This window comes from Meridianimarinicoccus aquatilis, assembly GCF_004358675.1.
In the GTDB taxonomy this organism is placed as follows: Bacteria; Pseudomonadota; Alphaproteobacteria; order Rhodobacterales; family Rhodobacteraceae; genus Meridianimarinicoccus; species Meridianimarinicoccus aquatilis.
The window spans coordinates 13388-38984 of sequence record NZ_SMZO01000019.1 but is presented as its reverse complement, the minus strand read 5'-3'; the positions used below and the strand labels follow the sequence as shown (position 1 = coordinate 38984).

The 25597-nt window shown below is 59.1% G+C and carries 25 protein-coding genes and 2 tRNA genes; 18 read left to right on the top strand and 9 right to left on the bottom strand.

Going from position 1 to position 25597, the window contains the following annotated elements:
• Window positions 1-29: 29 nt before the first annotated feature.
• The 5 genes from E2L05_RS10085 to pdxH all read right to left on the bottom strand — a co-directional run bounded on the left by E2L05_RS10085 (window position 30) and on the right by pdxH (window position 2292).
• Window positions 30-113 (bottom strand) — tRNA-Leu (locus tag E2L05_RS10085).
• A gap of 285 nt (window positions 114-398) precedes the next feature.
• Window positions 399-475 (bottom strand) — tRNA-Pro (locus E2L05_RS10080).
• A 46-nt stretch (window positions 476-521) separates the two neighbouring features.
• A complete protein-coding gene (locus tag E2L05_RS10075) occupies window positions 522-992 on the bottom strand; it encodes a DUF192 domain-containing protein (protein ID WP_133342784.1) in 471 nt (156 codons plus the stop codon).
• Window positions 989-1537 carry a cold-shock protein gene (locus E2L05_RS10070; protein ID WP_394346549.1) on the bottom strand — a complete coding sequence of 183 codons (549 nt, stop codon included), beginning with the start codon at window positions 1535-1537 and terminating at the stop codon, window positions 989-991. Before E2L05_RS10070 ends, E2L05_RS10075 begins: the two co-directional genes overlap by 4 nt.
• Before the next feature lie 149 nt (window positions 1538-1686).
• Window positions 1687-2292, bottom strand: coding sequence for a pyridoxamine 5'-phosphate oxidase (gene pdxH / locus E2L05_RS10065; protein WP_133342783.1), 606 nt, complete (start codon window positions 2290-2292; stop codon window positions 1687-1689).
• A gap of 131 nt (window positions 2293-2423) precedes the next feature.
• Here pdxH and fabI point away from each other — a divergent pair, with 131 nt between their 5' ends.
• The 5 genes from fabI (at window position 2424) to trpE (ending at window position 7778) form a co-directional block, all read left to right on the top strand.
• Window positions 2424-3230: an enoyl-ACP reductase FabI gene (gene fabI, locus E2L05_RS10060; protein ID WP_133342782.1), complete on the top strand. Its 807-nt coding sequence runs from the start codon at window positions 2424-2426 to the stop codon at window positions 3228-3230.
• A complete protein-coding gene (locus tag E2L05_RS10055) occupies window positions 3227-3841 on the top strand; it encodes a LysE family translocator (protein ID WP_133342781.1) in 615 nt (204 codons plus the stop codon). Before fabI ends, E2L05_RS10055 begins: the two co-directional genes overlap by 4 nt.
• Window positions 3842-3854: 13 nt before the next feature.
• The gene (gpt, locus tag E2L05_RS10050) at window positions 3855-4355 is read left to right on the top strand and encodes a xanthine phosphoribosyltransferase (RefSeq protein WP_133342780.1); all 501 of its coding nucleotides are present in this window, start codon (window positions 3855-3857) and stop codon (window positions 4353-4355) included.
• Window positions 4356-4434: 79 nt separating this feature from the next.
• Complete coding sequence (locus E2L05_RS10045; protein WP_133342779.1) at window positions 4435-6276, top strand: peptidylprolyl isomerase; 1842 nt, start codon at window positions 4435-4437, stop codon at window positions 6274-6276.
• Entirely contained in the window at window positions 6273-7778 is a 1506-nt protein-coding gene (trpE, locus tag E2L05_RS10040) for an anthranilate synthase component I (protein ID WP_133342778.1), read from the top strand. Before E2L05_RS10045 ends, trpE begins: the two co-directional genes overlap by 4 nt.
• Window positions 7779-7796: 18 nt before the next feature.
• Here the strand turns inward: trpE and E2L05_RS10035 are convergent, their stop codons facing one another.
• Window positions 7797-8954, bottom strand: a complete 1158-nt coding sequence (locus E2L05_RS10035; protein ID WP_133342777.1) for a hypothetical protein — start codon at window positions 8952-8954, stop codon at window positions 7797-7799.
• 120 nt (window positions 8955-9074) lie between these two features.
• On the opposite strand from E2L05_RS10035, the gene E2L05_RS10030 reads away from it, so the two are divergent.
• From E2L05_RS10030 to lexA, 6 genes are all read left to right on the top strand, one after another.
• Window positions 9075-9656: an anthranilate synthase component II gene (locus tag E2L05_RS10030; RefSeq protein WP_133342776.1), complete on the top strand. Its 582-nt coding sequence runs from the start codon at window positions 9075-9077 to the stop codon at window positions 9654-9656.
• The gene (trpD, locus tag E2L05_RS10025) at window positions 9653-10675 is read left to right on the top strand and encodes an anthranilate phosphoribosyltransferase (RefSeq protein ID WP_133342775.1); all 1023 of its coding nucleotides are present in this window, start codon (window positions 9653-9655) and stop codon (window positions 10673-10675) included. Before E2L05_RS10030 ends, trpD begins: the two co-directional genes overlap by 4 nt.
• Window positions 10672-11472 (top strand): indole-3-glycerol phosphate synthase TrpC, encoded by an 801-nt coding sequence (trpC, locus tag E2L05_RS10020; RefSeq protein WP_133342774.1) that lies wholly within the window; start codon window positions 10672-10674, stop codon window positions 11470-11472. The genes trpD and trpC overlap by 4 nt, the downstream gene beginning before the upstream one ends.
• Window positions 11472-11960, top strand: coding sequence for a cyclic pyranopterin monophosphate synthase MoaC (gene moaC / locus E2L05_RS10015; RefSeq protein ID WP_133342773.1), 489 nt, complete (start codon window positions 11472-11474; stop codon window positions 11958-11960). The genes trpC and moaC overlap by 1 nt, the downstream gene beginning before the upstream one ends.
• A gap of 4 nt (window positions 11961-11964) precedes the next feature.
• Window positions 11965-13140: a molybdopterin molybdotransferase MoeA gene (locus tag E2L05_RS10010; RefSeq protein ID WP_133342772.1), complete on the top strand. Its 1176-nt coding sequence runs from the start codon at window positions 11965-11967 to the stop codon at window positions 13138-13140.
• Between the two features lie 104 nt (window positions 13141-13244).
• Window positions 13245-13937 (top strand): transcriptional repressor LexA, encoded by a 693-nt coding sequence (gene lexA / locus E2L05_RS10005; RefSeq protein WP_133342771.1) that lies wholly within the window; start codon window positions 13245-13247, stop codon window positions 13935-13937.
• Here lexA and E2L05_RS10000 read toward each other — a convergent pair.
• Complete coding sequence (locus tag E2L05_RS10000) at window positions 13901-16240, bottom strand: ComEC/Rec2 family competence protein (protein ID WP_243721935.1); 2340 nt, start codon at window positions 16238-16240, stop codon at window positions 13901-13903. The two genes, lexA and E2L05_RS10000, sit on opposite strands and share 37 nt — an antisense overlap.
• A 140-nt stretch (window positions 16241-16380) precedes the next feature.
• On the opposite strand from E2L05_RS10000, the gene gltX reads away from it, so the two are divergent.
• The 6 genes from gltX (at window position 16381) to E2L05_RS09975 (ending at window position 22928) form a co-directional block, all read left to right on the top strand.
• Window positions 16381-17784, top strand: coding sequence for a glutamate--tRNA ligase (gene gltX / locus E2L05_RS09995; RefSeq protein ID WP_133342769.1), 1404 nt, complete (start codon window positions 16381-16383; stop codon window positions 17782-17784).
• A gap of 89 nt (window positions 17785-17873) precedes the next feature.
• On the top strand, window positions 17874-19169 hold the full coding sequence (gene gltA, locus E2L05_RS09990; protein WP_133342768.1) for a citrate synthase: 1296 nt from the start codon (window positions 17874-17876) through the stop codon (window positions 19167-19169).
• 202 nt (window positions 19170-19371) lie between these two features.
• Window positions 19372-20679 (top strand): adenylosuccinate lyase, encoded by a 1308-nt coding sequence (gene purB / locus E2L05_RS09985; RefSeq protein ID WP_133342767.1) that lies wholly within the window; start codon window positions 19372-19374, stop codon window positions 20677-20679.
• Between the two features lie 70 nt (window positions 20680-20749).
• Window positions 20750-20908 (top strand): chitin-binding domain-containing protein, encoded by a 159-nt coding sequence (locus tag E2L05_RS20765; RefSeq protein WP_164686466.1) that lies wholly within the window; start codon window positions 20750-20752, stop codon window positions 20906-20908.
• A 125-nt stretch (window positions 20909-21033) separates the two neighbouring features.
• Window positions 21034-22080, top strand: a complete 1047-nt coding sequence (locus tag E2L05_RS09980; RefSeq protein ID WP_243721934.1) for a flagellar motor switch protein FliG — start codon at window positions 21034-21036, stop codon at window positions 22078-22080.
• 221 nt (window positions 22081-22301) lie between these two features.
• Complete coding sequence (locus E2L05_RS09975; RefSeq protein WP_133342766.1) at window positions 22302-22928, top strand: VPLPA-CTERM sorting domain-containing protein; 627 nt, start codon at window positions 22302-22304, stop codon at window positions 22926-22928.
• Between the two features lie 59 nt (window positions 22929-22987).
• Here E2L05_RS09975 and E2L05_RS09970 read toward each other — a convergent pair whose 3' ends face one another.
• Window positions 22988-24106 (bottom strand): anhydro-N-acetylmuramic acid kinase, encoded by a 1119-nt coding sequence (locus E2L05_RS09970; RefSeq protein WP_133342765.1) that lies wholly within the window; start codon window positions 24104-24106, stop codon window positions 22988-22990.
• Window positions 24107-24156: 50 nt separating this feature from the next.
• Between E2L05_RS09970 and tyrS the strand changes: the two genes are divergently transcribed.
• The gene (gene tyrS, locus E2L05_RS09965) at window positions 24157-25410 is read left to right on the top strand and encodes a tyrosine--tRNA ligase (protein WP_133342764.1); all 1254 of its coding nucleotides are present in this window, start codon (window positions 24157-24159) and stop codon (window positions 25408-25410) included.
• An 18-nt stretch (window positions 25411-25428) separates the two neighbouring features.
• Here tyrS and E2L05_RS20760 read toward each other — a convergent pair whose 3' ends face one another.
• Complete coding sequence (locus E2L05_RS20760) at window positions 25429-25587, bottom strand: hypothetical protein (protein ID WP_165971730.1); 159 nt, start codon at window positions 25585-25587, stop codon at window positions 25429-25431.
• Window positions 25588-25597: the final 10 nt, after the last annotated feature.

Here is a 25597-nt window from a genome sequence, read left to right as displayed (position 1 = left end):
GCAATGAATGTGCGTATCCGCTAACCCATTGGTACCCGAGGCCGGACTCGAACCGGCACGCCTTGCGGCGGGGGATTTTGAATCCCCTGCGTCTACCATTCCGCCACTCGGGCCCTGTTTGGGCTCGGCAGCTTTTGGCAGGAACTGCGCCCCCTCGCAAGGGGGGGATATGGTCGAAGACAGAAAAATTGCAGGAATTTGCCAAAACGTCCCGACGCAGAGCATACAAGTCGTTGCTGAGTAAGGATGCAATCTGTGGGCGGGCGAGAAATGCACTTCGAGACGGGGCCGCCGACGTCGCACGACCTTCAAGGCTGACATTTCAGACAAATCAAGTTCAGCGAGCCACTACGGGCGTGTCCCGGTTTTCACTTTGCCGCCACTAACTGGATTTGAAGTGGTCGGGGCGATAGGATTCGAACCTACGACCTACGGTTCCCAAAACCGCCGCGCTACCAGGCTGCGCTACGCCCCGACTGCCGTGTCTCTAACGATGTGCGACGGCGAAGGAAAGTGCGAAATTACTCACACGGCCACGCAGCGCCGTCTCCAAGGGCTATGTGGCGCAATTCAGTGCCCGGATTGATGCCAAATCTGGCCGAAAGCCCGCCATTAATTTCCAAAACGTACTGAATATTCGATCCGCCGCGAATCCCCGTTTCATCCAGAGGAATCGCATTCTCGTGAACGCGTCGGACAATCCCTGCCGAATCAGCGAAAATCATATCGAGGGGAATCAGCGTGTTGCGCATCCAGAAAGACACCGATTGCTCTTTGTCATAAACAAACAGCATCCCTGCCCCGCGCGGCATCGACTCGCGATGCATGAGCCCTTGCGACCGTTCGTCTGCGGTATCCGCGACTTCGACACTAAACCGGGCCGTGCCCCAGTCGCCGCGCAAATCGACCCTGTCCGGCGCGCATTCCGCCAGAACAGGGCCCGCCGCATAGGCAGCAAGCGCAAGTACGGCAGCGCCAAAGAGGTGCCTCATTCTTCGATCTCGTCCTGATAGAGCGATTGTTCCCAGGCGTAGACGCGCAAGGCCATCAGGCCGCGCCGCCCTTCAACCACGCGCACACAGATCGCTTCGCCAGGCTGCAAATCGGCAAGGCCGGACCGGCGCAACACTTCGACATGGACGAAAATATCGCCAGGTTTGCCGAACGCATTTGCGAAGCCGAAGCCCTTGCCCTTGTCGAACCACTTGACCCGTGCCGCTTCTAGTGGACCGGCGGTGCTGATGTCGACATCTTCGCCAAAATAGCTTGTATCGCTTTCATCAGGGCGTGGCGGATCAATGCGCAGCACTTCAACGGCTTGCCGTCCGCGCTGCGTTTCTGTGACCGCAATTTCCACGACTGCACCGTCCGCGACGGAACTTTGCCCAAAGGAACGCAACACGTTTGCATGCAGCAGGATATCAGCCCCACCGGTATCCGAAACGATAAACCCGAACCCTTTTGCAGGATCAAACCACTTGACCTGACCACTCAGGATCTCGGGGATTTCGTCGTCAATTTCATCAACATTATTCAAAATAAATTCTCTTCGCTATCGCGCAGTAAACAAGAGCTGCGTGTATTGATCACTGCTTGCCCCGCCGCGTGTTGTGGGGTCGGCCAATTGGCGTTCGCTGACCACTTTGGCGGCATCTTTCCGGACCAAGACAGCACGGTGTAAGCCCCTCATGGAAACAACCTGTCTATGGTCCAGCCTGACATTCTGTCAGCCCGTGTCCAGCGAAACCTGTCATGTAGCCGAAATTCACCGTCTGCCCAGAACTCTATTTCCAACGGAGTGATACGGTATCCCCCCCAATGTTCCGGTCTCGGCGGCGCATCCCCCAGCGTTTCAGTCAGGCGTTCCACTTCTGCGATCAGTGTCTCACGACTTTGCAAAGGTGTCGATTGTCGAGACGCCCAAGCCCCCACTCTGCTTTGAACCGGACGCGCGTTGAAATAGGCGTCCGACTGGCTTGGATCAATGCGCGCAACTGGACCGCGCACCCTGATTTGGCGACGAAGCGATTTCCAGTGGATGACGAAAGCTGCCGAGCCCGCTTGTTCAAGCTCCTGCCCCTTCGCACTGGTGTAATTCGTGTAGAAAACGAATCCGTTGTCTTCAACCCCGCGCATCAAAACGACACGGACATTTGGCATGCCGTTGCGATCCACCGTCGCCAAGGCTGCTGCATCTGGATCATTTGGTTCACTCTTTTCCGCTTCCTCAAGCCATCGGCGTGATAAAGCGAAGGGATCATCTCCTGCGAAGATACCCGTTCTTTCGGTCATACTCACCCCCCTGCGTAAACACATTCAATTTTTCCGACCAATATCGCGTTTCGTCGGCAGGTGCCATGTCTTGATGCTGGCTCAGCAATGGCCTAAACGACCTAAAATCTATGGTGCGCGGGGAAAGAAAAATGTCAACTACGCTGATGAGTGGGAAACGTGGCCTCATCATGGGGTTGGCGAACGACAAGTCGATTGCTTGGGGTATCGCCAAGGCCTGTGCAGAGCATGGTGCAGAGCTTGCTTTTTCTTATCAAGGCGGAGCGTTGAAAAAGCGCGTCGAACCGCTTGCGGCGCAGCTCGGCTCCGACATTCTGGTTGAATGCGACGTCAGCGATCCAGCGTCGCTGGATGAGTTGTTTGCAGAGTTGGAGCGCGTTTGGGGCCGTCTGGATTTTGTGGTTCACGCCATCGGATTTTCAGACAAGGCGGAATTGCGCGGCCGGTATGTGGACACATCCCCGGAGAACTTCCGCACGACAATGGATATTTCTGTCTTTTCCTTCACCTCTGTAGTTCAGCGGGCTGAAAAGCTTATGACAGAAGGCGGATCCTGCCTGACCATGACATATTACGGCGCCGAGAAGGTCATGCCGCATTATAACGTCATGGGGGTCGCCAAGGCCGCATTGGAAGCGTCGGTGATGTATCTGGCCGAAGATCTGGGCAAAAAGGGCATTCGCGTCAATGCGATCAGCGCCGGGCCGATCAAGACACTCGCAGCCAGCGGCATTGGCGATTTCCGGTACATCATGAAGTGGAACGAGTATAACTCGCCCCTGCGCCGCAACGTGACACAAGATGAAGTTGGCAAAGCATCCGTGTATTTGCTGTCTGATCTGGGGTCGGGCACGACCGGTGAGAACCTGCATGTTGATGCCGGGTATCACGTGGTGGGCATGAAAGCGGTCGACGCACCGGATATGACCAAAGGATGACCGCAGGTTTGTTCCTGTCTGTTGCGGCGCTGCACCTGCTTGCCGCCATCAGCCCCGGCCCGGCCTTTGTGGTGGCCGTGCGTGTGGCTGTGCGCGAAGGGTTTCGCCCCGCGATCGGGCTGGCGTTCGGGCTGGGACTAGGGGCAGCCGTCTGGGCGGCAGCGGCGTTGGCAGGGCTTGCGGCTGTGCTGGCTGTTGCTCCGGCCGCGTTGACCGCGTTGAAACTTGGCGGTGCGCTGTTCCTGATCTGGCTGGCGATTGGTATGTGGCGCCACGCAAGCGACCCTTTGCCCCCCGTCGAGCTGGATGCGATCCCGCGCAGCATTGGCTCTGCCTTGCGCTTTGGCATTCTGACACAACTTGCAAATCCAAAGCCGGCCGTCTTTTTTGGCGCAGTTTTCGCCGGGCTGGTTCCGCAAGGCACGCCCCTGTTTGTGATTGCTGCCTTGTTGGTCGTGATCATCTTGAACGAAGCCTTGTGGTATATCCTTGTGGGCCGACTTTTTTCGTCGGCGCGCGCTCGGGATGCGTATAGTCGGCTGAAATCCGGCATCGACAGAGCCTTTGGCGGGCTTCTTGCGGCTCTGGCCGCCAAACTTGCAATCGGCTGAGAGGACGCAGGACATGACTGATAGACTGCCGCATGAAAAAGGGTTCCACGTCAGCTGGGACCAGATCCACCGCGATAGTCGCGCGCTCGCTTGGCGGTTGGATGGCCATGGGCCGGAAGATGGCGGCTGGAAAGCCGTTGTTGCGATCACGCGCGGTGGCATGGCCCCGGCGATGATCGTCGCCCGCGAGCTGGACATTCGCACGGTCGATACGATTTCGGTGAAAAGCTATAACAACCAAACCCAAAGCGAGCCGCGGATCATCAAATCGCCCGACATGGCGATCATTGGTGACGGCACCGGGGTTCTGATTGTGGACGATCTGGTCGATACGGGCCGCACATTGGAAGTGGTCCGCGCGACCATGCCGAAGGCGCATGTCGCCACAGTCTATGCCAAGCCAAAGGGTCGGCCGCAGGTGGACACATTCATCACGGAAGTCAGCCAAGACACATGGATCTTTTTTCCATGGGACATGGCCCTGCAATACGTTGAACCCTATCGCGGCAGTTGACGCGTTCGGCACTTGGGCCTGTGCGGCCCTGACCGATCTGATCCACTGACCCCATCAATCGAACGAAAAGGCACATCGCATGGCGAAAAAGGGCAAGGCGTCCAATATCGTGGTCTGGGTTATTCTCGGGCTTTTGATTGTCGGGCTCGCGGGTTTCGGCACCGGCAATTTTGGTGGGACAGTGCGCAACGTGGCCACGGTCGGTGAGACCGAGATCAGCATCAACACTTATGCCCGTGCGTTGCAGCAGGAGCTGACCGGATTGAGCAACCAAACCGGGACGCAGGTGACAATGGCCGACGCGCAAGCGCAGGGCATCGATACGGCCGTGTTGCAAAACCTGTTGGCAGCAGCCACGCTGGAAGAAGCGGCGCGCCTTGCGGGGTTGAGCGTTGGGGATGCCCGCGTCAGCCAGCAAATCGTGTCGATCCCCGGATTTCAAGGCATTGACGGCCAGTTCGACCGCGAGGCTTATGAATTTGCACTGGACCGCGCAGGTTTGAACGTACCGGACTTCGAAGATTCAATCCGGGCAGAATTGGCGAGCAATCTCTTGCAGGTTGCGGTTGCGCAGGGCGTCATGCCCCAGCCTGCGTATTCCGAAGCCATTTATGACTTCCTCGGCGAAACACGGGCGATCAGCTTTGCCGAAATCGGCCCTGATCTGCTGGACGCCCCGGTCCCTGCGCCGACCGACGAAGACGTCCAAGCCTTTTACGACGAAAACAGCAGTTTGTTTGAGGTACCCGGTTTCAAAGCGATCACCTATGCGTGGCTGACGCCTGACATGATGCTGGAAACCATCGACATCGACGAAGACCTGTTGCGCGAGGCTTATGATGCCCGCAGCGCCGAATTCAACACCCCGGCACAGCGATTGGTTGAACGTCTTGGGTTCGCCGATGAGGCCGCCGCACAAGCCGCCCGCGACGCGATTGAGGCTGGCGAGACGGATTTTGACACATTGCTGGCGGATCGCGGTCTGACCATTGATGACGTTGACCTTGGCTTTGTCACTGAGCGCGGCCTTGGCGATTCTGGCGCTGATGTTTTCGCATTGGAAGATACCGGGGTTGTCGGGCCGCTTCCGTCGCCCGTTGGGCCGGCGCTGTTTCGTGTGAATGCGATCATCTCTGCCCGGACCACAACCTTTGAAGAGGCGCGCGACAGTCTGCGCGCAGAACTGGCCCGCGACCGGGCCGAGCAGGTCATCGCGGACGAGATGGAACCGCTGAACGATTTGCTGGCAGGTGGCGCCACGCTTGAAGATCTGGCCGCCGAAAGCGAGATGGAGCTTGGCACCGTAGACTGGCGCGGCCCGGAAGACGGGATCGCCGCTTATGATGCCTTCAATGCGGCGGCCCAGTCCGTGACCGACGATGATTTCCCGGAAATGCTGGTCACCGAAGACGGCAGCATTTTCGCGTTGCGGCTGGACGACACTGTCGCGGCAGTGGTTCCGCCGCTGGAAGATATTCGCGAGGACGTCACCGCCGCTGCCCACGCCGCCGCAACCCGCGACGCCCTGACCGCCCACGCCGAAACGATGGCGGAGCAACTGTCAAACGGCACAGATTTCAGCGATTTGGGGCTGGAGCCGGTAACCCGCGACGGTATCACCCGGCGCAGCGCGGTCGAAGGGTTGCCCGCAGTTGCCGTGTCAGAGATTTTCAATCTGACACCGGGCGCAGCAACGGTTCTGGAAGACGGCGCCGGAGTTGTGATTGTGCGGCTTGAGACAGCCACCAAACCGGATCAAGGCGCCGCCGATGCCCAAGCGTTGCGCGATGCAATGGACCAGCAGGCCAGCCAGGCTATGGCGCAGGACGTCTTGAACACTCTGGTGCGCACCATCGAAGCTGAGGCTGGGATTTCGATCAATCAGGCCGCTCTCAACGCGGTGCATACGCAAATCCAATGAGCCTGACACCTTTTGAAACATTCGCCGCAGGCTATGACGCCGGTCTGAATCAGGTCGTCTTTACCCGGCTTGCCGCTGATCTCGACACGCCTGTGTCGCTGATGCTCAAGCTTGGGTCGGCACAGCCCGACACGTTCATGCTGGAATCGGTCACCGGCGGCGAAGTGCGCGGCCGGTATTCCATCATCGGGTTGAAGCCGGATCTGGTGTGGGAATGCCATGGCGATGAGGCACGGTTAAATCGGCAGGCGCGTTTTGACAGGGAAACCTTTGAAACAGAGCCCCTGCCCCCGCTCGAAAGCCTTCGCGCCCTGATCGCGGAAAGCCGGATTGACATGCCCGACGATCTGCCCGCCTCGGCGGCAGGGCTGTTCGGGTATCTTGGCTATGACATGATCCGTCTGGTCGAGCATTTGCCCGATGTGAACCCGGATGTTTTGGGATTACCCGACGCGGTGCTGATGCGACCCTCTGTTGTGGCGGTTCTGGACGGGGTGAAAGGCGAGGTTACCGTTGTCGCGCCTGTGTGGGTGCGCGACGGGCTTTCCGCGCGCGCGGCTTACGCGCAAGCAGCCGAACGGGTGATGGACGCCGTGCGCGACCTTGAACGCCAGCCCGCCGCCGAAGCGCGTCAATTGGGCGAAGCCCGCGCGGATGCAGCCCCAGTGTCTAACTTCACCAAGAACGCGTATCTTGAGGCAGTCGAAAAGGCGAAGGATTACATACGCGCCGGCGACATCTTTCAGGTCGTGCCAGCACAGCGTTGGACGCAGAACTTTGAACTGCCTCCCTTTTCGTTGTACCGATCGCTGCGGCGGACGAACCCGTCGCCCTTCATGTTCTTTTTCAACTTCGGCGGGTTTCAGGTTGTTGGGGCAAGCCCCGAGATCCTTGTGAGGGTGTTCGGGAACGAGGTCACCATTCGCCCGATTGCCGGGACGCGCCCCCGCGGGGCAACCCCGGAAGAAGATCGCGCCCTTGAGGCGGATCTGCTGGCAGACCCCAAAGAACTGGCAGAGCACCTGATGCTGCTGGATCTGGGCCGCAATGATACAGGCCGCGTCAGCAAAATCGGCACTGTGCGCCCGACCGAGCAGTTCATCATCGAACGCTACAGCCACGTTATGCATATCGTGTCGAATGTCGTGGGCGAATTGTCGCCAGAGCATGACGCCCTGTCTGCCCTTCTAGCTGGCTTGCCCGCCGGGACCGTCAGCGGCGCGCCGAAAGTTCGCGCGATGGAGATTATCGACGAACTTGAGCCGGAAAAACGCGGTGTTTATGGTGGCGGCGTCGGTTATTTCGCGGCCAATGGCGACATGGATATGTGCATCGCGCTACGGACCGCCGTGGTCAAGGACAGTAAGCTCTACATTCAAGCAGGTGGAGGGGTCGTATACGACAGTGACCCCGAAGCCGAATGGCAAGAGACGGTCAATAAATCCCAAGCGATTCGCAAAGCCGCCGCAGATGCAGGGCGCTTTCAGGGCGGCAACACCTGAACAGCACAGGATACGGGGTCAAGGCAGTAACGCGGCGGCAGGCATGGGAACCAGATCCTGCGCCTGATCGCCAAGCCAGCTTTCCAGAACAGCCCACAGGGCCGGGTCGCTCCCGACCAATACACTTACATCGCCATCGCGCCGTGCGCGGGCAGCAATGCGGCGCAGTATCTGCTGCGTAGCGTCGGCGGCGCTGTCTAGGCGTGCATAGGCCAGCAACGCGTCGTGCCGACCGTCTGCCCGCACTTCGGCAAAGGCGCGGCCTGACCCCACGGCGAAGACTTGCGGCAGGTCTGTTTCTGGGGTCGCCTCGGTCCACAGAACGGCCTGAAACGGTGCAACGCCACTGCCGTGGTCGGTCATTATCCAGTCTGGCAAAGGCCGGCCCAGTGCCGTGTCTGTTGTCAGAATAAAGGCGATGCGCGGGCCGGCGCGCAAAGGGCTGGCCAGAATGCGTGCGCTCGCAGCTTGGTGTGGTATCGGCAGGCGCGCGGTTATTCCCACCTCGACTGGATGCTCAGGCAGGTTCGCACGAGGAAGCAACTCAAAGTTTGGGACTATGCCCTCGGGCAACCCGGATTCGGCCGGTGGTTGGGAGCCTTGGGGCGTTGCAACGGCAGCAATCAGTGGACCCGGCGCATTGGGCTGCGCAGGCAGTGACGTTGCCAGAGCGGTGCCCGGTTTGCCGGGTGGAGGGCGCAAAGCGGCTGGATCCTTCGGCGCACCCAATGCTGCGGTACCGCCATGCTGCGCCGGCGGTGGCGCAAGGGTCGGGATGCTGGCAGCCACTTCAAGGCCCGCGGGCAATTGGGCTGGCAGCGCTGGCTCAGGCAGCTCAGGGGGCGCCTCTGCCATTTTAGTGGGCGGGTCCGCGGCGATAAGATCGGGCAAAGCTGGTTTGCCCGGCCGGGGAAGCAAACCGCGCAGATCAGGTCGGGTCAAATGGCTAACTGCCACATCATCTGCTGCTTGATCGGCAAGCTTTGCGTGCGCCCCCGGCAAAGGCGGCGCAGTGTCTGGCGAGCGCGGAAGCGGTACATTCACCGCTGGGGTATCAGTCACAGCCTGCGGTGCATCTGCACCCTTGCGCCCTTCAAGCGTCAGTGCCGCCACAACCAGCACGAGCACACCAACCAAGCCGCCCCAGAATGCCCCTGCCAATAGACCGCGCCACATGGTCCGCCTGCCCCGTTTCTGTCCGTTTTGACGGTGGTATCGTCTTGTTGGCCCCTTGACCACCCGGCCCTGACCTGAACACATGACCGCACTTAAATCCATGTGACGGAAGGCGGCCCAATGCTGCTGCTGATCGATAACTACGACAGCTTTACCTATAACCTTGTCCACTATCTGGGCGAACTGGGGGCCGATGTGCAGGTCCACCGCAACGACCGGATTGATGTTCAGGCCGCGATGGCCTTGCGGCCCGAAGGGATCGTGCTTTCCCCGGGTCCGTGTGATCCGGATCAGGCCGGGATATGCTTGGCGCTGACCACCGCTGCTGCGGAAACGGGCACGCCGCTGTTGGGCGTTTGCCTTGGTCACCAGACCATTGGGCAGGCCTTTGGCGGCACCGTGGTCCGGTGCCATGAGATCGTGCACGGCAAGCTGGGCGCGATGCATCACGAGGGCAAAGGCGTTTTTGCGGGTCTGCCAAGCCCATTGATGGCGACACGGTATCATTCGTTGGTCGTGGACCGCGATACATTGCCTGATTGCCTGGAAGTCACTGCGTGGCTTGAAGATGGCACCATCATGGGTCTGCGCCACCGCACTTTGCCTATCGAAGGCATTCAGTTTCACCCAGAAAGCATTGCATCCGAACATGGCCACGAAATGCTGCGCCGCTTTGTGGATACCATGAAGGTGGTGGCATGAGTGATCGTCTCAAACCCCTGATCGATGCGGCCGCGAACGGCCCGCTCAGCACAGAGCAGGCCCGCACGGCGTTTGGAATCCTGTTCGAGGGCGACGCGACCCCTGCACAGATTGGCGGCTTTCTGATGTCCCTGCGGACACGCGGCGAAACCGTCGACGAGATCGCAGGCGCGGCGGCTGTGATGCGGACAAAATGTGTGCCGGTGTCTGCCCCGGAGGGCGCGATGGACATTGTCGGCACTGGCGGCGATGGCAAAGGCACGTTGAACATTTCCACTGCAACGGCCTTTGTCGTTGCGGGCGCGGGCGTTCCTGTCGCCAAGCATGGCAACCGCAACCTGTCCAGTAAATCAGGTGCAGCCGATGCGTTGGGCGAGATGGGCATTGCGGTGATGCGCGGCGCAGATCTTGCCGAGCGTGCACTGGCCGAGATTGGCATGTGCTTCATGATGGCGCCCATGCACCACCCGGCCATCAAGCACGTCATGCCAGCCCGAACCGAACTTGGCACACGGACGATTTTCAACATTCTTGGCCCGCTGACAAATCCGGCCGGGGTGCGCCGACAGCTGACCGGAGCGTACACGCGAGACCTGATCCGGCCCATGGCTGAGGTGCTGGCAGCGCTTGGCAGTGACCGCGCATGGCTCGTGCATGGCGGGGACGGAACTGATGAGCTGTCCATCGCGGGGGTGAGCTATGTGGCCGAACTGACCGGCGGCGTCGTCACGGAACGCGAACTGCATCCCGAAGAAGCGGGGCTTCCCGTGCATCCGTTCGAGGCGCTCTTGGGCGGGGCACCCGTTGAGAACGGGCGCGCGTTGCTGGCATTGCTCAACGGCGAAGCTGGGGCTTACCGCGACGCGGTGTTACTGAATTCCGCGGCGGCGCTGGTCATCGCGGATGCAGCCGCATCATTGCCCGAAGGGGTCGCCATGGCGGCCGAAAGCATCGACCGCCGCGCCGCGCTTGGAAAAGTGACCGCGCTTGCACGGCTCAGCACAGAGGGACAACAATGAGCGGCACCATTCTTGACCGGATCAAGGCCTATAAGCTGGAAGAAGTGGCAGAGCGGAAGGCCCGTCTTTCCCTCGCTGAAATCGAAGCGCGCGCCAGTTGTGCCGATGCGCCGCGCGGCTTTGCGGCAGCGTTGCGCGCCAAGGCCAAGAACGGCTACGCCCTGATTGCCGAAGTGAAAAAAGCCAGCCCATCCAAAGGCTTGATCCGGGCCGATTTTAACCCGCCTGCGCTTGCACGGGCGTATGAGGCAGGCGGCGCAGCGTGCCTTTCGGTGCTTACCGACGGCCCGTCATTTCAGGGCGCAGATGACTATTTGCGAGACGCGCGGGCGGCCACGGGCCTGCCTGCGCTGCGCAAGGATTTCATGTATGATCCGTGGCAGGTGGCCGAGGCGCGGGCACTTGGAGCGGATTGCATTTTGATCATCATGGCAAGCGTGTCTGACGAACAGGCAGCAGAACTGGAAGCAGCGGCGATGGATTGGGGAATGGATGTGCTGATCGAAGTACATGACGCTGCCGAACTGGACCGTGCGCTGGCTTTGAAATCGCCCCTGATCGGCATCAACAATCGCGACCTGCGCAGCTTTGAGACGACGTTGGCCACCACGCGCCAGCTTGCGCCAAAGGTGCCGCCGGAGCGGATGGTTGTATCTGAGTCCGGGCTGAACTCTCGCGCTGATCTGGCCGAGATGGCTGGCCACGGCGTGCGCACCTTTCTGATTGGCGAAAGTCTTATGCGCCAAGACGATGTGGAAAATGCCACGCGAACCCTTTTGTCTGACCCGGTCGTCTGATGGCTGAGCTGACGCATTTTGACGGGTCCGGCCATGCGCATATGGTGGACGTGTCTGACAAGGCGGCGACCGCGCGGCTTGCCGTGGCCTCTGGCTATGTCCGCATGACGCCGGAAACGCTGGCGTTGATTACCGAGGGTCGCGCCAAAAAAGGCGATGTTCTGGGCGTGGCACGCTTGGCCGGCATCATGGGGGCGAAACGCACCTCTGACCTGATCCCGCTGTGCCACCCGCTGCCCGTGACCAAGGTCGCGGTGGACCTGGCGCCGGACCCTCAACTGCCCGGTGTGCGGATCTCGGCAACCGTCAAGACAGCTGGTCAAACCGGCGTTGAGATGGAAGCTCTGACCGCCGTTTCGACGGCTGCACTGACCCTTTATGATATGGTGAAGGCGGTCGAGAAGACGATGGTGATCGGCGAAATCCGGCTGGAATTGAAAGAAGGCGGCAAGTCAGGCCGCTTTGAGGCACCTGGATCAAAAGAGTGACCCGATGATCTCTGTCGCGCAGGCGCTTGACCAGATCTTTGCGCTGCTGACCCCGCTCGGGTCGGAAAGTGTGGCGCTGCGCCACGCATCGGGCCGGGTTCTGGCCGCCGATGCCACTGCGCGCCGCGACCAGCCCCCATTCGATGCCTCGCAAATGGATGGGTATGCGCTGCGCGATGGCGATTTGCAGGCAGGTGCCCCTTTGAAAATTATCGGTGAAGCCGCCGCCGGTCACGCCTTTGGTGGCCTCGTCGGGCCGGGCGAAGCCGTGCGTATCTTTACCGGCGCGCCGGTGCCCAAAGGGGCAGATCGCGTCGTTATGCAAGAGGACACGGCCCTGTCAGGCGGGATGCTGACCGTCTCGGGCAATGCCGATCGATCACGCCATATCCGCAAACAGGGCGGCGATTTCGCAATTGGGGACCATGTACCAAAGGGGCGTGTCTTGCGCCCCGCTGACCTGATGTTGTTGGCATCCATGAACATCCCCGAAGTGCCGGTTGTTCGCCGACCGGTCGTTGCCATTTTGTCCACCGGCGACGAATTGGTGATGCCCGGCGAGTGCCCAGCGCCGGACCAGATCATTGCATCCAATGCCGTTGGGCTTGCGACACTGGCCGAAAGCGTCGGTGCGATTGCCCGCATTCTGCCCTTGGCGCGCGACACGGTTAAAAGCCTGGAGGCCTGCCTTGCGCTGGCCGAAGGGGCTGATCTTGTGGTGACCAGTGGCGGCGCCTCGGTCGGTGATCACGACTTGTTGGCTCAAGCGGCAAAGCAACTTGGCTTGGATCAGGCTTTTTACAAAGTAGCCATGCGGCCAGGTAAGCCACTGATGGCGGGGCGTATGCGCGGAACGCCCATGATAGGACTGCCCGGAAATCCTGTGTCGACCATGGTCTGCGGGACGATTTTCATGCAGCCCGCTCTCCGGTTCCTTGGCGGCCACGCCGCGGCGCCTGCCCCGCGCAGCCTTGCCAGTCTTGCCGCGCCGCTCCCCGAAAACGGGCCTCGCGAACATTACATGCGCGCGATGCTCCTGCCCGACGGCCGAGTGCGCGCGGCCGACAGACAAGACAGCAGCTTGCAAAAAGTTCTGTCTGAAGCAGACGCGCTCATCGTACGCCCAGTCGGTGATCTGCCGCGCAGCATCGGTGAAACCGTGGAAATCGTGAAAATTTGAGTCACTTTGTCGTTGCGCGATTCGTTGACACAAACGGTGAACAAGACTAGAACACAAGTGAAACAAGGCCCTGAGTAGTGGGCAACGCTGGTGGAGCAAAGTGTATGCTGACGAAGAAACAGCTCGATCTTCTGGAGTTCATTCACACACGGGTACAACGCGACGGGGTTCCGCCATCTTTCGATGAAATGAAAGAAGCGCTGGATCTGCGGTCAAAATCGGGAATTCACCGGCTGATTACCGCGCTAGAAGAACGGGGGTTCATCCGCCGTCTGGCTCATAAAGCCCGTGCTCTGGAAATCGTGAAGCTGCCCGATGCGCTGGGTGGCGGCCGCTTTGAACCGCGAGTGGTTGATGGGGATTTGCCCGACACCGCTGGCGTGCCTGAAATGACGCAGGCCACATCGTTGGCCGTGCCGCTTTTGGGCCGGATTGCAGCTGGCGGACCCATCGCCGCGATTGCCGAGGTTCAGCAAAACATCGTTGTCCCCCCGGCCATGGTTGCTGGATCAGGCAATCATTACGCGCTTGAAGTGCGCGGGGACTCGATGATCAATGCAGGGATCAACGATGGCGACGTTGTCGTTATCCGCGAAGGTCATATTGCGGATAACGGTGAAATCGTGGTCGCCGCGTTTCATGATCAGAACGAATACTCGGTAACGTTGAAGAGGTTCCGCCGCAAAGGCAGCAGTGTCGCGCTTGAAGCGGCCAACCCGGATTATGAAACGCGAGTCTTGCCAGCGGATCAGGTGGAAATTCAGGGCAAGTTGGTCGGATTGATCCGCTCATACTGAGTCCGAGAGACCAGTTGCTCCGGCATAGTTCGGGGACGGCCGAGGGCATGTTCTACGCGCTTTTCAAGTGCTGTAACCTCGTCAAGCGGATCGGTCACAGCATCAAGGTGCTTTCGAGCCTGGTTATTGCCGCCAAGCGCAACGGCGTTTGTTGACTGACCGCTGGGGAGAGTTTTTTCCAAGCGTTTAGAACCAAGTAGCGACCCTTTGGGGACGGCGGCGATGGGCAGATGCGACATTGGCGTTGCGCGCGTTGTCGAATGATTCCAAAGGCGAAACCCATGCACGCCGCGCACAGTCGACACCCTTACGTCAGTGTTATCCAATCGAATTGCCATGCCCCCGGTGCGCGCCATTTCGGTTGGCCCAAGGATCACACAGGGCCCAAGCAGCGGTGCATCGGTGTCGCGGTTGGTCACTATGACCGGGGTTCGCCGACACGCAGCTTCAACCGTTTCTAAATCTGCCGAAAAGAAAACAGATACGCGCCTCTGCCCGACACGAAACGAGAGCGGGGCGTCGTCAGCAGTCGCAAACTGCGCCGCTCTTCGTGAAGCCGCGTCGCGGTCGCGATCGCCACCATCGTTTTCCAACCAACTTTTGGCGATAAACCCATGCCCCCGTGCCCTTGAAAGGGCGCGTCCATCCTCGGTCATGACCCCGGCAAGCGCTGCATTGTCCGCCACCAGCAAGGTCGGTCGTTCAGATCCCGACCAGAACGCGAACGCTGCGACAAGCGGAACTAGTCCCGCCCATTTCAGCCGTCCCTGCCAGAGCATCACAAGCAACGCTCCCGAAATGAACACTGGCATTACAATCGGGTCAGGTTGCGGAATATACCGCACCGCGTGATCTAGCCCAGCCACGGTTTCCGCGACCTGCAAGATCCATGCGATGCCAAGCCCCATCGCCCACAGCCCGATCTGCGCCAATCCGAGCGGTGCGAGAACGGCCGCAAGAACCGCCGCTGGGATCACAAGCGCTCCCATCACCGGTACAGACACCAGATTTGCAATCAGACCGTAATTTGCCCCCTGGTTGAAATGGGCAGCCGCAAACGGGGCAGTCGCCAGTCCCGCGATTGCCGAGGAAACGGTCAAACCGACGAGACCCTTGGCCCATCTAGGCGGGCGCCAGGCTGCCGTGCGCATCACGCCAAAGACCCAGACCAGCGCCGTTGTTGCCGCAAAAGACATCTGAAACCCAGGCGAAAACAGCGATTCCGGCTGCCAGACCAAGACAATCACAGCGGCGAGTGCAACCGACCGCAGCGTCAGAGCACGCCGATCCAGAAGGACTGCAACCAGCATCACAGCGGCCATGATAAATGCACGCTGCGTACTGACATTCCCACCCGACAAAGCGAGGTAAGCGGCTGAGGCTAACAAAGCGAATGCTGCAGCCCATTTTTTGCTATGCACCCGGAGCGCAACGCGAGGCGCCAAAGCAATTCCAGCCCTGAGTGTGGTAAAGATAAACCCGGTCAATAACCCCACATGCAGCCCGGAAATGGCGAGAAGATGCGCCAGATTGCTCGCGCGCATGGCCTCTAGCGTAGGGCCACTCAGCCCTGAGCGGTCACCTGTGGTGACTGCTGCTGCGAACGCCCCAACCTGGCCGGGCAATGCGCCTTGCACAGCCGCCGAAAGGCGAAGCCGAAAGCGGTTGAGTGCGGCCAGCGGCTCCCCTCTTTCAGCGTGCGCAATGAGGACCAACGGAGTTCTGGCATAGCCCACGGCACCGATCCTATCGAACCAGGCCATACGCTGAAAATCGAAGCCCCGTGGTTCGACTGGTCCAGACGGGGCGGTCAAATGGCCTGTAACGGCAACAGTTTGGCCTGGAAGAGGATTAGTGAACACCTGATCGCCATGCATGGAAACGCGCACGCGAGCGGGTGTTCTGCCCGGAGAGACGCGCAAAAGTACAACCCGGTCCAACGTAACCCGCAACTTTTCGCTTTGGGATCTGTCAACGGCAACAACGCGCCCTTCAATCGGTCCGTAATACCGAAACTCCAGAACCGGAGCGGCCACAAGATGCGCCCGTTGGCCCGCTAGCAAAAAACCGGCGGCAACCAGTGCAAGCGCCACCGCAAAGGGGCCAGCTGTTTCAGGCAACCACCTCACCCCGCACAAAGACACGACACAGACGACCCCGGTTATAAGGAATACCGTCAGTCCGGGCTCCCAGCGCAGCGAAAAGTAGAGACTTATGCCAACGCCAAGGCAAACGGGCACCCAAGCAAACAGGTGCCCGCGCTGGAGACCGATCAAGCGGTTAAGCGGGTCTGACACATTCACGGTGATGCCTTTTGGCGCACAAGTGGCTAGACCAACCTGCTTCGATAGAGTTTCGAAAGGGTTAAAGCCGCGCAGCATGTCCCCGGCTTTACCCCGCCCCTCCGCCGCATTAAGCAGCCGGTAACAACAGGAGCCGCCCCATGACAGACCAACAGGTCGTGACCCGTTTCGCCCCCTCGCCCACCGGATTTCTGCACATTGGCGGCGCGCGCACCGCGCTGTTCAACTGGCTATATGCACGCGGCCGGGGCGGTAAGTTCTTGCTTCGGATCGAAGACACGGATCGGGCGCGCTCAACGCCAGAAGCCACACAGGCCATCTTGGATGGGTTGGCATGGCTTGGCCTGGATCATGACGGTGACGCCGTCAGCCAAGCCGAAGGGGCAGCGCGCCATGCAGAGGTCGCCCATCAGATGTTGACCGCGGGCACCGCTTATAAGTGCTTTGCAACGCAGGATGAAATCGCCGCGTTTCGCGAAACTGCCAAGGCCGAAGGCCGCTCGACGCTGTTCCGTTCACCTTGGCGGGATGCAGACCCGTCGAGCCACCCGGATGATCCCTTTGTTGTCCGGATCAAAGCGCCGCAGACCGGTGAAACGATTGTGGCCGACAAGGTTCAGGGGAACGTGACCGTTCGCAACGATCAGTTGGACGACATGGTGATCCTGCGCAGCGACGGCACCCCGACATACATGCTTGCGGTGGTGGTTGATGATCATGACATGGGCGTCACCCATGTTATTCGCGGCGACGACCACCTGGTGAACGCGGCGCGGCAAATGCTCGTTTACAACGCGATGGGGTGGGATATTCCGGTTTGGGCGCATATTCCGCTGATCCACGGACCGGACGGCAAGAAACTGTCAAAGCGCCATGGCGCACTTGGTGTCGAAGAGTATCGCGCAATGGGCTACCCGATTGAGGGCTTGCGCAATTATCTGACGCGGCTCGGGTGGAGCCATGGTGACGACGAAGTGTTCACAACCGCACAAGCGCTCGACTGGTTCGATCTTGACGGAATCGGCAAAGCGCCAGCGCGGTTTGATTTCAAGAAACTGGAAAATGTATCTGGCCAGCATATCGCAATGATGGACGATGCTGCACTGCTGCATGAAATACAGGGTTTTTTGAAAGCGACGGGCGCCCCCGCTTTGACCGACGCCCAGAGCACTGGCATTTCTAATGCGCTCTATTGCCTCAAGGACCGGGCAAAGACGCTTCCTCAACTCATTGAAAAGGGTCACTTTGTGCTGACAAAGCGGCCCATCGAACCGGATGCTGCAGCGCTTAAAGCACTTAATACAGTATCCCGTGGTATACTGGCAGAATTGACGCCGCACCTGCGAACTGCTAATTGGTCCCGGAACGCTCTGGAGGAAGCCGTCGCCGCTGTAGCGGAGACGCATGAGACGAAGCTTGGCAAGCTTGCTGGTCCCATCCGGGCGGCACTTGCAGGCAGGTCGGTTTCCCCCAGTGTCTTTGACATGATGCTTGTTCTTGGCCGGGATGAAACTTTGGCCCGGCTGGCGGATGCGACGGAATGAGGCCGGGATCAATCGGCCTGTTCCATTGACGTTTAGGCGCGGCGCAGGATTTCAAAACGCCGCGCGTCAGATGAGGGACTAAAATAACCATGGCCGACCCTACCAAAACAGCGACACTTACTTTCGGGGAAAAGACGCTCGAGTTGCCAATTCACTCGCCGACAATTGGACCTGATGCCGTAGATATTTCCAAGCTCTACGCGCAAGGTGATGTCTTTACGTATGACCCCGGCTTCACATCAACTGCTGCGTGCCGCTCCACAATCACGTTTATTGATGGTGACAAAGGCGAGCTTCTGCATCGCGGGTATCCCATCGACCAACTTGCGGCCAAATCGCACTACCTCGAAGTATGCTACTTGCTCCTTTACGGTGAACTGCCGACGGGCGCGCAACTGGAAGACTTTGAACGCCGCATCACGCAACACACGATGTTGCACGAGCAAATGCAGCATTTCTTCCGCGGGTTCCGCCGCGATGCGCACCCAATGGCCATCATGGTCGGCGTTGTTGGCGCGATGTCTGCTTTCTACCATGACAGCACCGACATCTCTGATCCGTGGCAGCGCGAAGTCGCGTCAATCCGCCTGATCGCAAAGATGCCAACCATTGCGGCGTGGGCGTTCAAATACCACGTAGGTCAGCCTTTCGTGTATCCACGCAATGATCTGGACTATGCGTCAAACTTCATGCGCATGTGTTTCAGCGTTCCCGCAGAAGAATACGAAGTGAACCCAATTCTGTCGCGCGCGATGGACCGGATCTTCACACTGCATGCCGATCACGAACAGAACGCCTCCACATCGACCGTGCGCCTTGCATCGTCGTCCGGCGCAAACCCGTTTGCCTGCATCGCGGCTGGTATCGCCTGCCTTTGGGGGCCGGCACATGGCGGCGCAAACCAAGCTTGCCTGGAAATGCTTAAGGAAATCGGTACGCCTGACCGAATCCCAGAGTATATCGCCCGTGCAAAAGACAAGAACGATCCTTTCCGCCTGATGGGCTTTGGCCACCGGGTATACAAAAACTTCGACCCGCGCGCGACAGTCATGAAAGAGTCGGCGGACGAAGTGCTTGACCTGCTTGGTGTTGAAAACAACCCGATCCTTCAGGTTGCCAAAGAACTGGAAGCGGCAGCGCTTGCAGACCCCTACTTTGCCGAAAAGAAACTGTTCCCGAACGTCGATTTCTATTCGGGCATCATTCTCGAAGCGATGGGTTTCCCGACATCGATGTTCACACCGATCTTCGCCGTATCGCGGACAGTCGGCTGGATTTCACAGTGGAAAGAGATGCTGATCGACCCCGAACAACGGATCGGTCGCCCTCGTCAGTTGTATATGGGCGCAGAGATGCGCGACTATGTGGACGTCGAAAACCGCTGAGCCACAGCACTGCCATTTTTAAAGTCCCGGCCAACGCCGGGGCTTTTTCCGTTCTATACCCGGTGGTCCGCCCCCAAGCGCGCGTCACCTTAAATGTACCACAGGTTCGCATATCAGGACATTTCGCACCCTTGCCCGTGCAAGCCCTGCCGCATAAGACCTGACGCGATCCGGCAATTCTCACAAAAACAAGGCAGCCCAGATGATCCCTCGCTATTCCCGCCCCGACATGGTCGCAATCTGGTCCCCGGAATCCAAGTTCCGCATTTGGTACGAGATCGAGGCACATGCCTGCGATGCACAGGCCGATCTGGGCGTGATTCCTAAAGAAGACGCAGCCGAAGTCTGGAAAGCTGCCGATGCGACCTTTGACGTGGCCCGCATCGACGAGATTGAAGCCGTCACAAAACACGACGTCATCGCCTTTTTGACCCATTTGGCCGAGATCATCGGCAGCGATGCGTCGCGCTTTGTGCATCAGGGCATGACCAGCTCTGACGTTCTGGACACAACCTTCAATATCCAACTGGTGCGCGCGGCTGACATTCTGCTCGACGATATGGATGCGTTGCTGTCCGCGCTCAAGCGCCGGGCGATGGAGCACAAGGACACGATCCGCATCGGGCGGAGCCACGGCATCCATGCAGAGCCGACCACGATGGGCCTCACCTTTGCACGCTTCTATGCCGAAATGGAGCGGAACCGGAACCGTTTGGAAAAAGCGCGCTACGAGGTGGCCACCGGTGCAATTTCCGGTGCAGTCGGAACATTTGCCAATATCGACCCCGCCGTCGAAGCCCATGTCTGCAAGAAGCTGGGCTTGCGGCCCGAGCCGATCTCGACCCAAGTGATCCCGCGCGATCGTCATGCCATGTTCTTTGCAACGCTGGGCGTGGTTGCATCAAGCATCGAGAATATCGCGATTGAAGTTCGCCACATGCAGCGCACCGAAGTTCTTGAAGCCGAAGAGTTTTTCTCGAAGGGGCAAAAGGGGTCAAGCGCGATGCCGCACAAGCGCAACCCGGTTTTGACCGAAAACCTGACGGGTCTTGCCCGGCTGGTCCGCATGTCGGTGGTGCCAGCGATGGAAAACGTCGCCCTGTGGCACGAGCGGGACATTTCGCACAGCTCGGTAGAACGTGCCATCGGGCCCGATGCGACCGTTACGCTGGACTTCGCATTGGCTCGCCTGACGTCTGTTGTCGACAAGTTGGTCATTTATCCCGACACGATGATCGCGAACATGAACAAGTTCCGCGGCCTCGTGCATTCCCAGCGCGTGCTGCTCGCCTTGACGCAAAAGGGTGTAAGCCGCGAGGATGCTTATACACTTGTGCAACGCAACGCGATGAAGGTCTGGGAAGAAGGCCGCGACTTCATGGAAGAGCTGAAAGGGGATCCCGACGTGACTGCCGCCATGAGCATTGCCGAAATCGAGGATAAGTTCGACATTGGCTATCATACAAAGCATGTCGACACGATTTTCGCGCGCGTTTTCGGAACGTCCTGACATCATACTTGCCCGGTGGCGGCTCTGTGCTATCTTTTCGTTACGGCAACACAACGAGAGGGAGACTAAGATGAAGGCCAAGATCGTACTGACGGCATTCGTGCTGGCCGCTTCGCCGGGCATTGCCTTGGCTTCCTGTAGCTGGGGCAAGACCGAAGCCGCCTCCTGTGCACCGGGATCGGCGTGGGACAGCGATACCCAACGCTGCGAAGTTCAAACCGTCGGCTAAAATATCCGCAATTTCGGATTACAGCACCCCATCCGGATAGGATGGGGTGTTTTTTGTTTCAGGGTAACGGGCAGTTAAACAGACTCAGGCCATCGTCGCCGTATCAGCAGAATGCGGAGAGTCCCTTGAACCAGTCCACGCCAAACATGCCGCCCGCCACTCCGGTTGCCGCCCATCGACCCCGCCTGTCGCGTCGGCAAAAGGCCGCGATCATCGTTCGGCTTATGCTGAAAGAAGGCGCACAACTGCAACTTGATGCATTGCCAGAGGCCATGCAGATTGAACTGACCCACGAAATGGGCGCGATCCGCACGATTGACCGCGAGACACTGAACAGTGTGATCGAGGAATTCATGGCAGAAGTAAATGATCTGGGCGCCGCCTTTCCGGGCGGGCTTGAAGGGGCACTGGAAATGCTTGATGGCGCCCTCAGCGCGACCAACTTACGCCGGATCCGACGCGAGACTGGTGTCGTCATTCAAGGTGACCCATGGGAGATGATCGCTCGCTTGCCGATGGAAGATTTGACGGCCATCCTGCAGCGTGAAAGCGCCGAAATCGCGGCGGTCATTTTGTCAAAGCTCCCCGTCGCGACGTCGGCAGTTCTGCTCAGCATGATCCCCAATGACCTTGCCCGCCAGATCACGTTGGCCGTGTCTGGAACGGAAACCACAGATCCGGATACTGTGCGCACAATTGGCCATGCCATCGCCGCACAGGTCGCGGAAGAAAGCCCACGCGCCTTTGACGATGCCCCGGTCCACCGGATCGGCGCGATTTTGAACTCTTCCCGGTCGGACACGCGCGAAGGAATGCTGACCGCCCTGACCGAAGAGAACGCAGATTTGGGGGCGCAAGTGCGCAAGACGATCTTCACGTTTGCAAATATCTCTGAACGTGTTGAGCCGCGGGACATTCCAAAAGTGACCCGCGCCATTGATCAGGCCGTCCTGATTACGGCACTTGCATCCGTCGATGAAACTGATGGGGATGCCGCGGATTTCATCCTTGCAAACATGTCGCAACGGATGGCCACGCAACTGCGTGAAGATATGAGCGACCGCGGCAAGGTAAAGGTTGCCGAGGGCGAAGAGGCGAAAGCCCAAGTCATTGCCGCGATAAGAGATCTTGAACAGGCCGGCGAGTTAAGCTTGGTCGAACAAGAAGACTGAACCCTCTGTGGTTAGGGTGTGGCTGCATTTCCATATGATCTGATTTTTCGAACTTCCATTGCTGAGAGCCCCCGTCCCCTAAGGAATTGCCCCACTGTACTTTCGCATACAGAACCTGCCTAATTTATATTTTTTGTCTTCTTTATAGGGAGTTATACAATATTTGCGCATGCGTTAGGGTGACTGCATACCGACCCTCACAATACGGAATGGACACTCCAATGATCTTCGCATCCTTTGTTTCGCGCATCGCAAAAACCGTCGCAATCGCATCAATCGCAATCGCCGCGGTTGCCCCGGCCGCCCAAGCCGCATCAGCCAACTTTGCCATCTCGGGAACCGGTTCCGGGACATTGGACGGAAAAGCTTTCTCTGACACAGAGTTTTTGATTGAGCTTTTCGGCGACGACTCAAACTATTCCAACTACGGTCGCGGGGAAAACTTCAACCCACTGGACAAAGCTCAGGTCACTATCGGTTCTCTCGGCACAGCAATCTTCGAAATCGAAACCCGTATCGGATACAATTTCGGCAACAACGCGGTCTTCTTTGGGCAAGCCACAGGCGGTGATCTCTTTGATTTCTTCGTGGATTCAACTGCTGTGAGCAGTCTGAAGGATGATTTCGTACCGCAGGTAGGTACAAAAGTGTTTGCGTTGAACCAGTTCAACAATATTGCAACCAGCCTTGGGGCCCTGTCTTTTGACACATCCGGCGACGTTCTGTTCAGTGGCAACGCTGGCGTACCAGCGCCGCAGACAAGCGCCGTGCCTCTGCCAATGTCGGGCATGATGTTGCTTGGCGGACTTGCCGCACCGATCGCCCTGCGCATGCGCCGCAAATCGTAGAAGCGTCTTCTTTCGACGCTCAAGGGCCCGGTCGCGTCGCGGCCGGGCCGTTTTTGTGTTCAACGCTGATGCGGCAAGCTCACCCGCCCACCACAGATGGGTTGATCGACCCCGGTCGTACCCGGCCCTGATGTGGGCAACCCGCGAGCAACACGAATGGCCAAGAACGCAAAAGCCTGCGCCTCAAGCATATCGCCGTCCAAACCAACATCTTCGACCGGGATGACGGGGCAAACGAGACTGGCCCCCAGTCGCGACATCATCAACGGATTGCGCCGCCCACCACCCGTCACCAAAACACGGCCGGGCGGACGGGGACACCAATCCATTGCGCGCAACACGCCCTGCACTGCGGCCTCAGTCAGCGTGGCTGCTGCATTCGCATCAGACAGCTCTGACACAGCCTCTTGGAGCGCGCCAAAATCATCGCGATCAAGGCTTTTCGGCGGCACCCGTTTGAAAAATGGATTTGCCAGGTAGGCGCTTAGCACCCGGTCATCCACCATCCCCTGCAAAGCAAGCGCACTGTCCTTGTCCATCTCACCTCCGCGCCGGGTCCTCATCAAATCGTTTAGGGGCGCGTTGGCCGGACCCGTGTCAAACGCCAAAAGGGCGCCCGGCTCAAACGGACCAGGACAGGTTGGGTCAATCCATGTCAGATTTCCGACACCACCAAGATTCAAAAACACAATTGGTCCGCGTGCGCCGATCCACTTAGCCAAGGCAAAATGAAAAGCCGGGGCCAACGGGGCGCCCTGACCGCCAGCCGCCACATCCGCGCTCCGAAAGTCCCAAACAACCGGTCGCCCAAGCGCCTGCGCCAAAGCGGCCCCATCCCCCGCCTGATGAGTTCCAAGCCCGCCGGGGTCATGCGCCAACGTCTGCCCATGAAATCCGATCATTTCGCCCGGCAAGTCCAGCAGCAGGTCGCGGTGGGCTGCTTCCACAATTTCCGCCGCTGCATCGACGCCCGGTGCGCCCTGCCACGCCCCAAGCGCTGCGTGCAAAGCACCACGTTCGTTGTCTGAATAAGCCCTGTAGGCACTTGGTCCAAACTCTGTCACCGTTTCACCATCGGTCAGAATGGCCGCGGCATCCACACCGTCCAACGATGTGCCGGACATGGTGCCCACCGCCCAGACTGGTTTTTTGCCGTCCAACAACGCCTTTCCCTTCATGCCCGATCCTCCTATAAGCGCGACACCTTTTCTGAATGGACCGATCGCCGATGACCTTCCACCCGAAATCCGAATTTCTTAACGTGATGGTCACGCGCGGTTTCCTTGCCGACTGCACAGATATGCAGGGGCTGGATGCCGCGCTGATGAAGGGTACGGTCCCTTGCTATATCGGCTATGATGCCACGGCGGCCTCGCTGCATGTCGGGCACTTGCTCAACATCATGATGCTGCGCTGGCTGCAAAAGACCGGCCACAAGCCAATCACGCTGATGGGGGGCGGGACCACCAAAGTCGGTGATCCGTCGTTCCGGTCGGACGAACGCCCGCTTTTAGGGCCGGAACAGATTGACGCAAACATCGATGGTATGAGCCGCGTGTTTGCGCGCTACCTCGACTACGGCGAAGGCGACACCGGCGCGCTGATGCTGAACAATGCCGAGTGGCTGGATAACCTGAACTACCTCGAATTTCTTCGCGACATTGGGCGGCATTTCAGCGTCAACCGCATGTTGAGTTTCGAGAGCGTGAAGTCACGCCTCGACAGAGAACAGTCTCTCAGCTTTCTCGAATTCAACTACATGATCTTGCAAGCTTATGATTTCCTTGAGCTCAACCGCCGCTACGGCTGCAGGTTGCAGATGGGAGGGTCGGACCAGTGGGGCAACATTGTGAACGGGATCGACCTGACCCGCCGCGTGCTGGACAATGAGATTTATGGCCTGACCTCGCCGCTTCTGACCACGTCGGACGGGCGCAAGATGGGCAAATCTGCTGGCGGCGCTGTTTGGCTGGATAGCGCGATGCTTTCGCCATACGAGTTCTGGCAATTTTGGCGCAACACAACCGACGCGGATGTGGGTCGTTTCCTCAAACTTTATACAGAGCTGCCCGTGGATGAATGCGACCGTCTTGGTGCGCTGGAAGGGGCTGAAATCAATGGCGCGAAGATCCTGCTCGCAAACGAAGTGACCAGTTTGCTGCACGGGCGCGACGCCGCCGAAGCGGCCGAGGCCACCGCCCGCGAAGTATTTGAAAAGGGCGGTGTGGGCGACGATCTTCCAACGCTCACCCTCAGCGCGGCCGATATTGGCGATGGTATTTCCGTGGTGCAGCTTTTGGTTCGGTCAGGGCTTGCGAAATCAGGCAAGGATGCCAAGCGCCTGATCGCGGAAAACGGGGCGCGGATGGACGATGCACCGTTGACAGACGCGGGGCTTGTCCTTGACGCAGGTGCCCTTGCAAGCCCGATCAAACTGAGCGCCGGACGCAAGCGCCATGCAATGGTGACACGCGAAGGATAGCAGGACGGCTTGGTCAAGTCAGATCAGCCAACGTACAATCCATTCCACCACCATAAGCACAATAAAAACTGGCAGTGCAATCAGGCAAGCAAGCCAGATTGTACCTGCCAGTGTCGGCCGTGGTGGGGCGGCACGCACGCCGAGGACGGGGGGCATTTTGCGTTTCATAGCGGTCATTAACGCAACC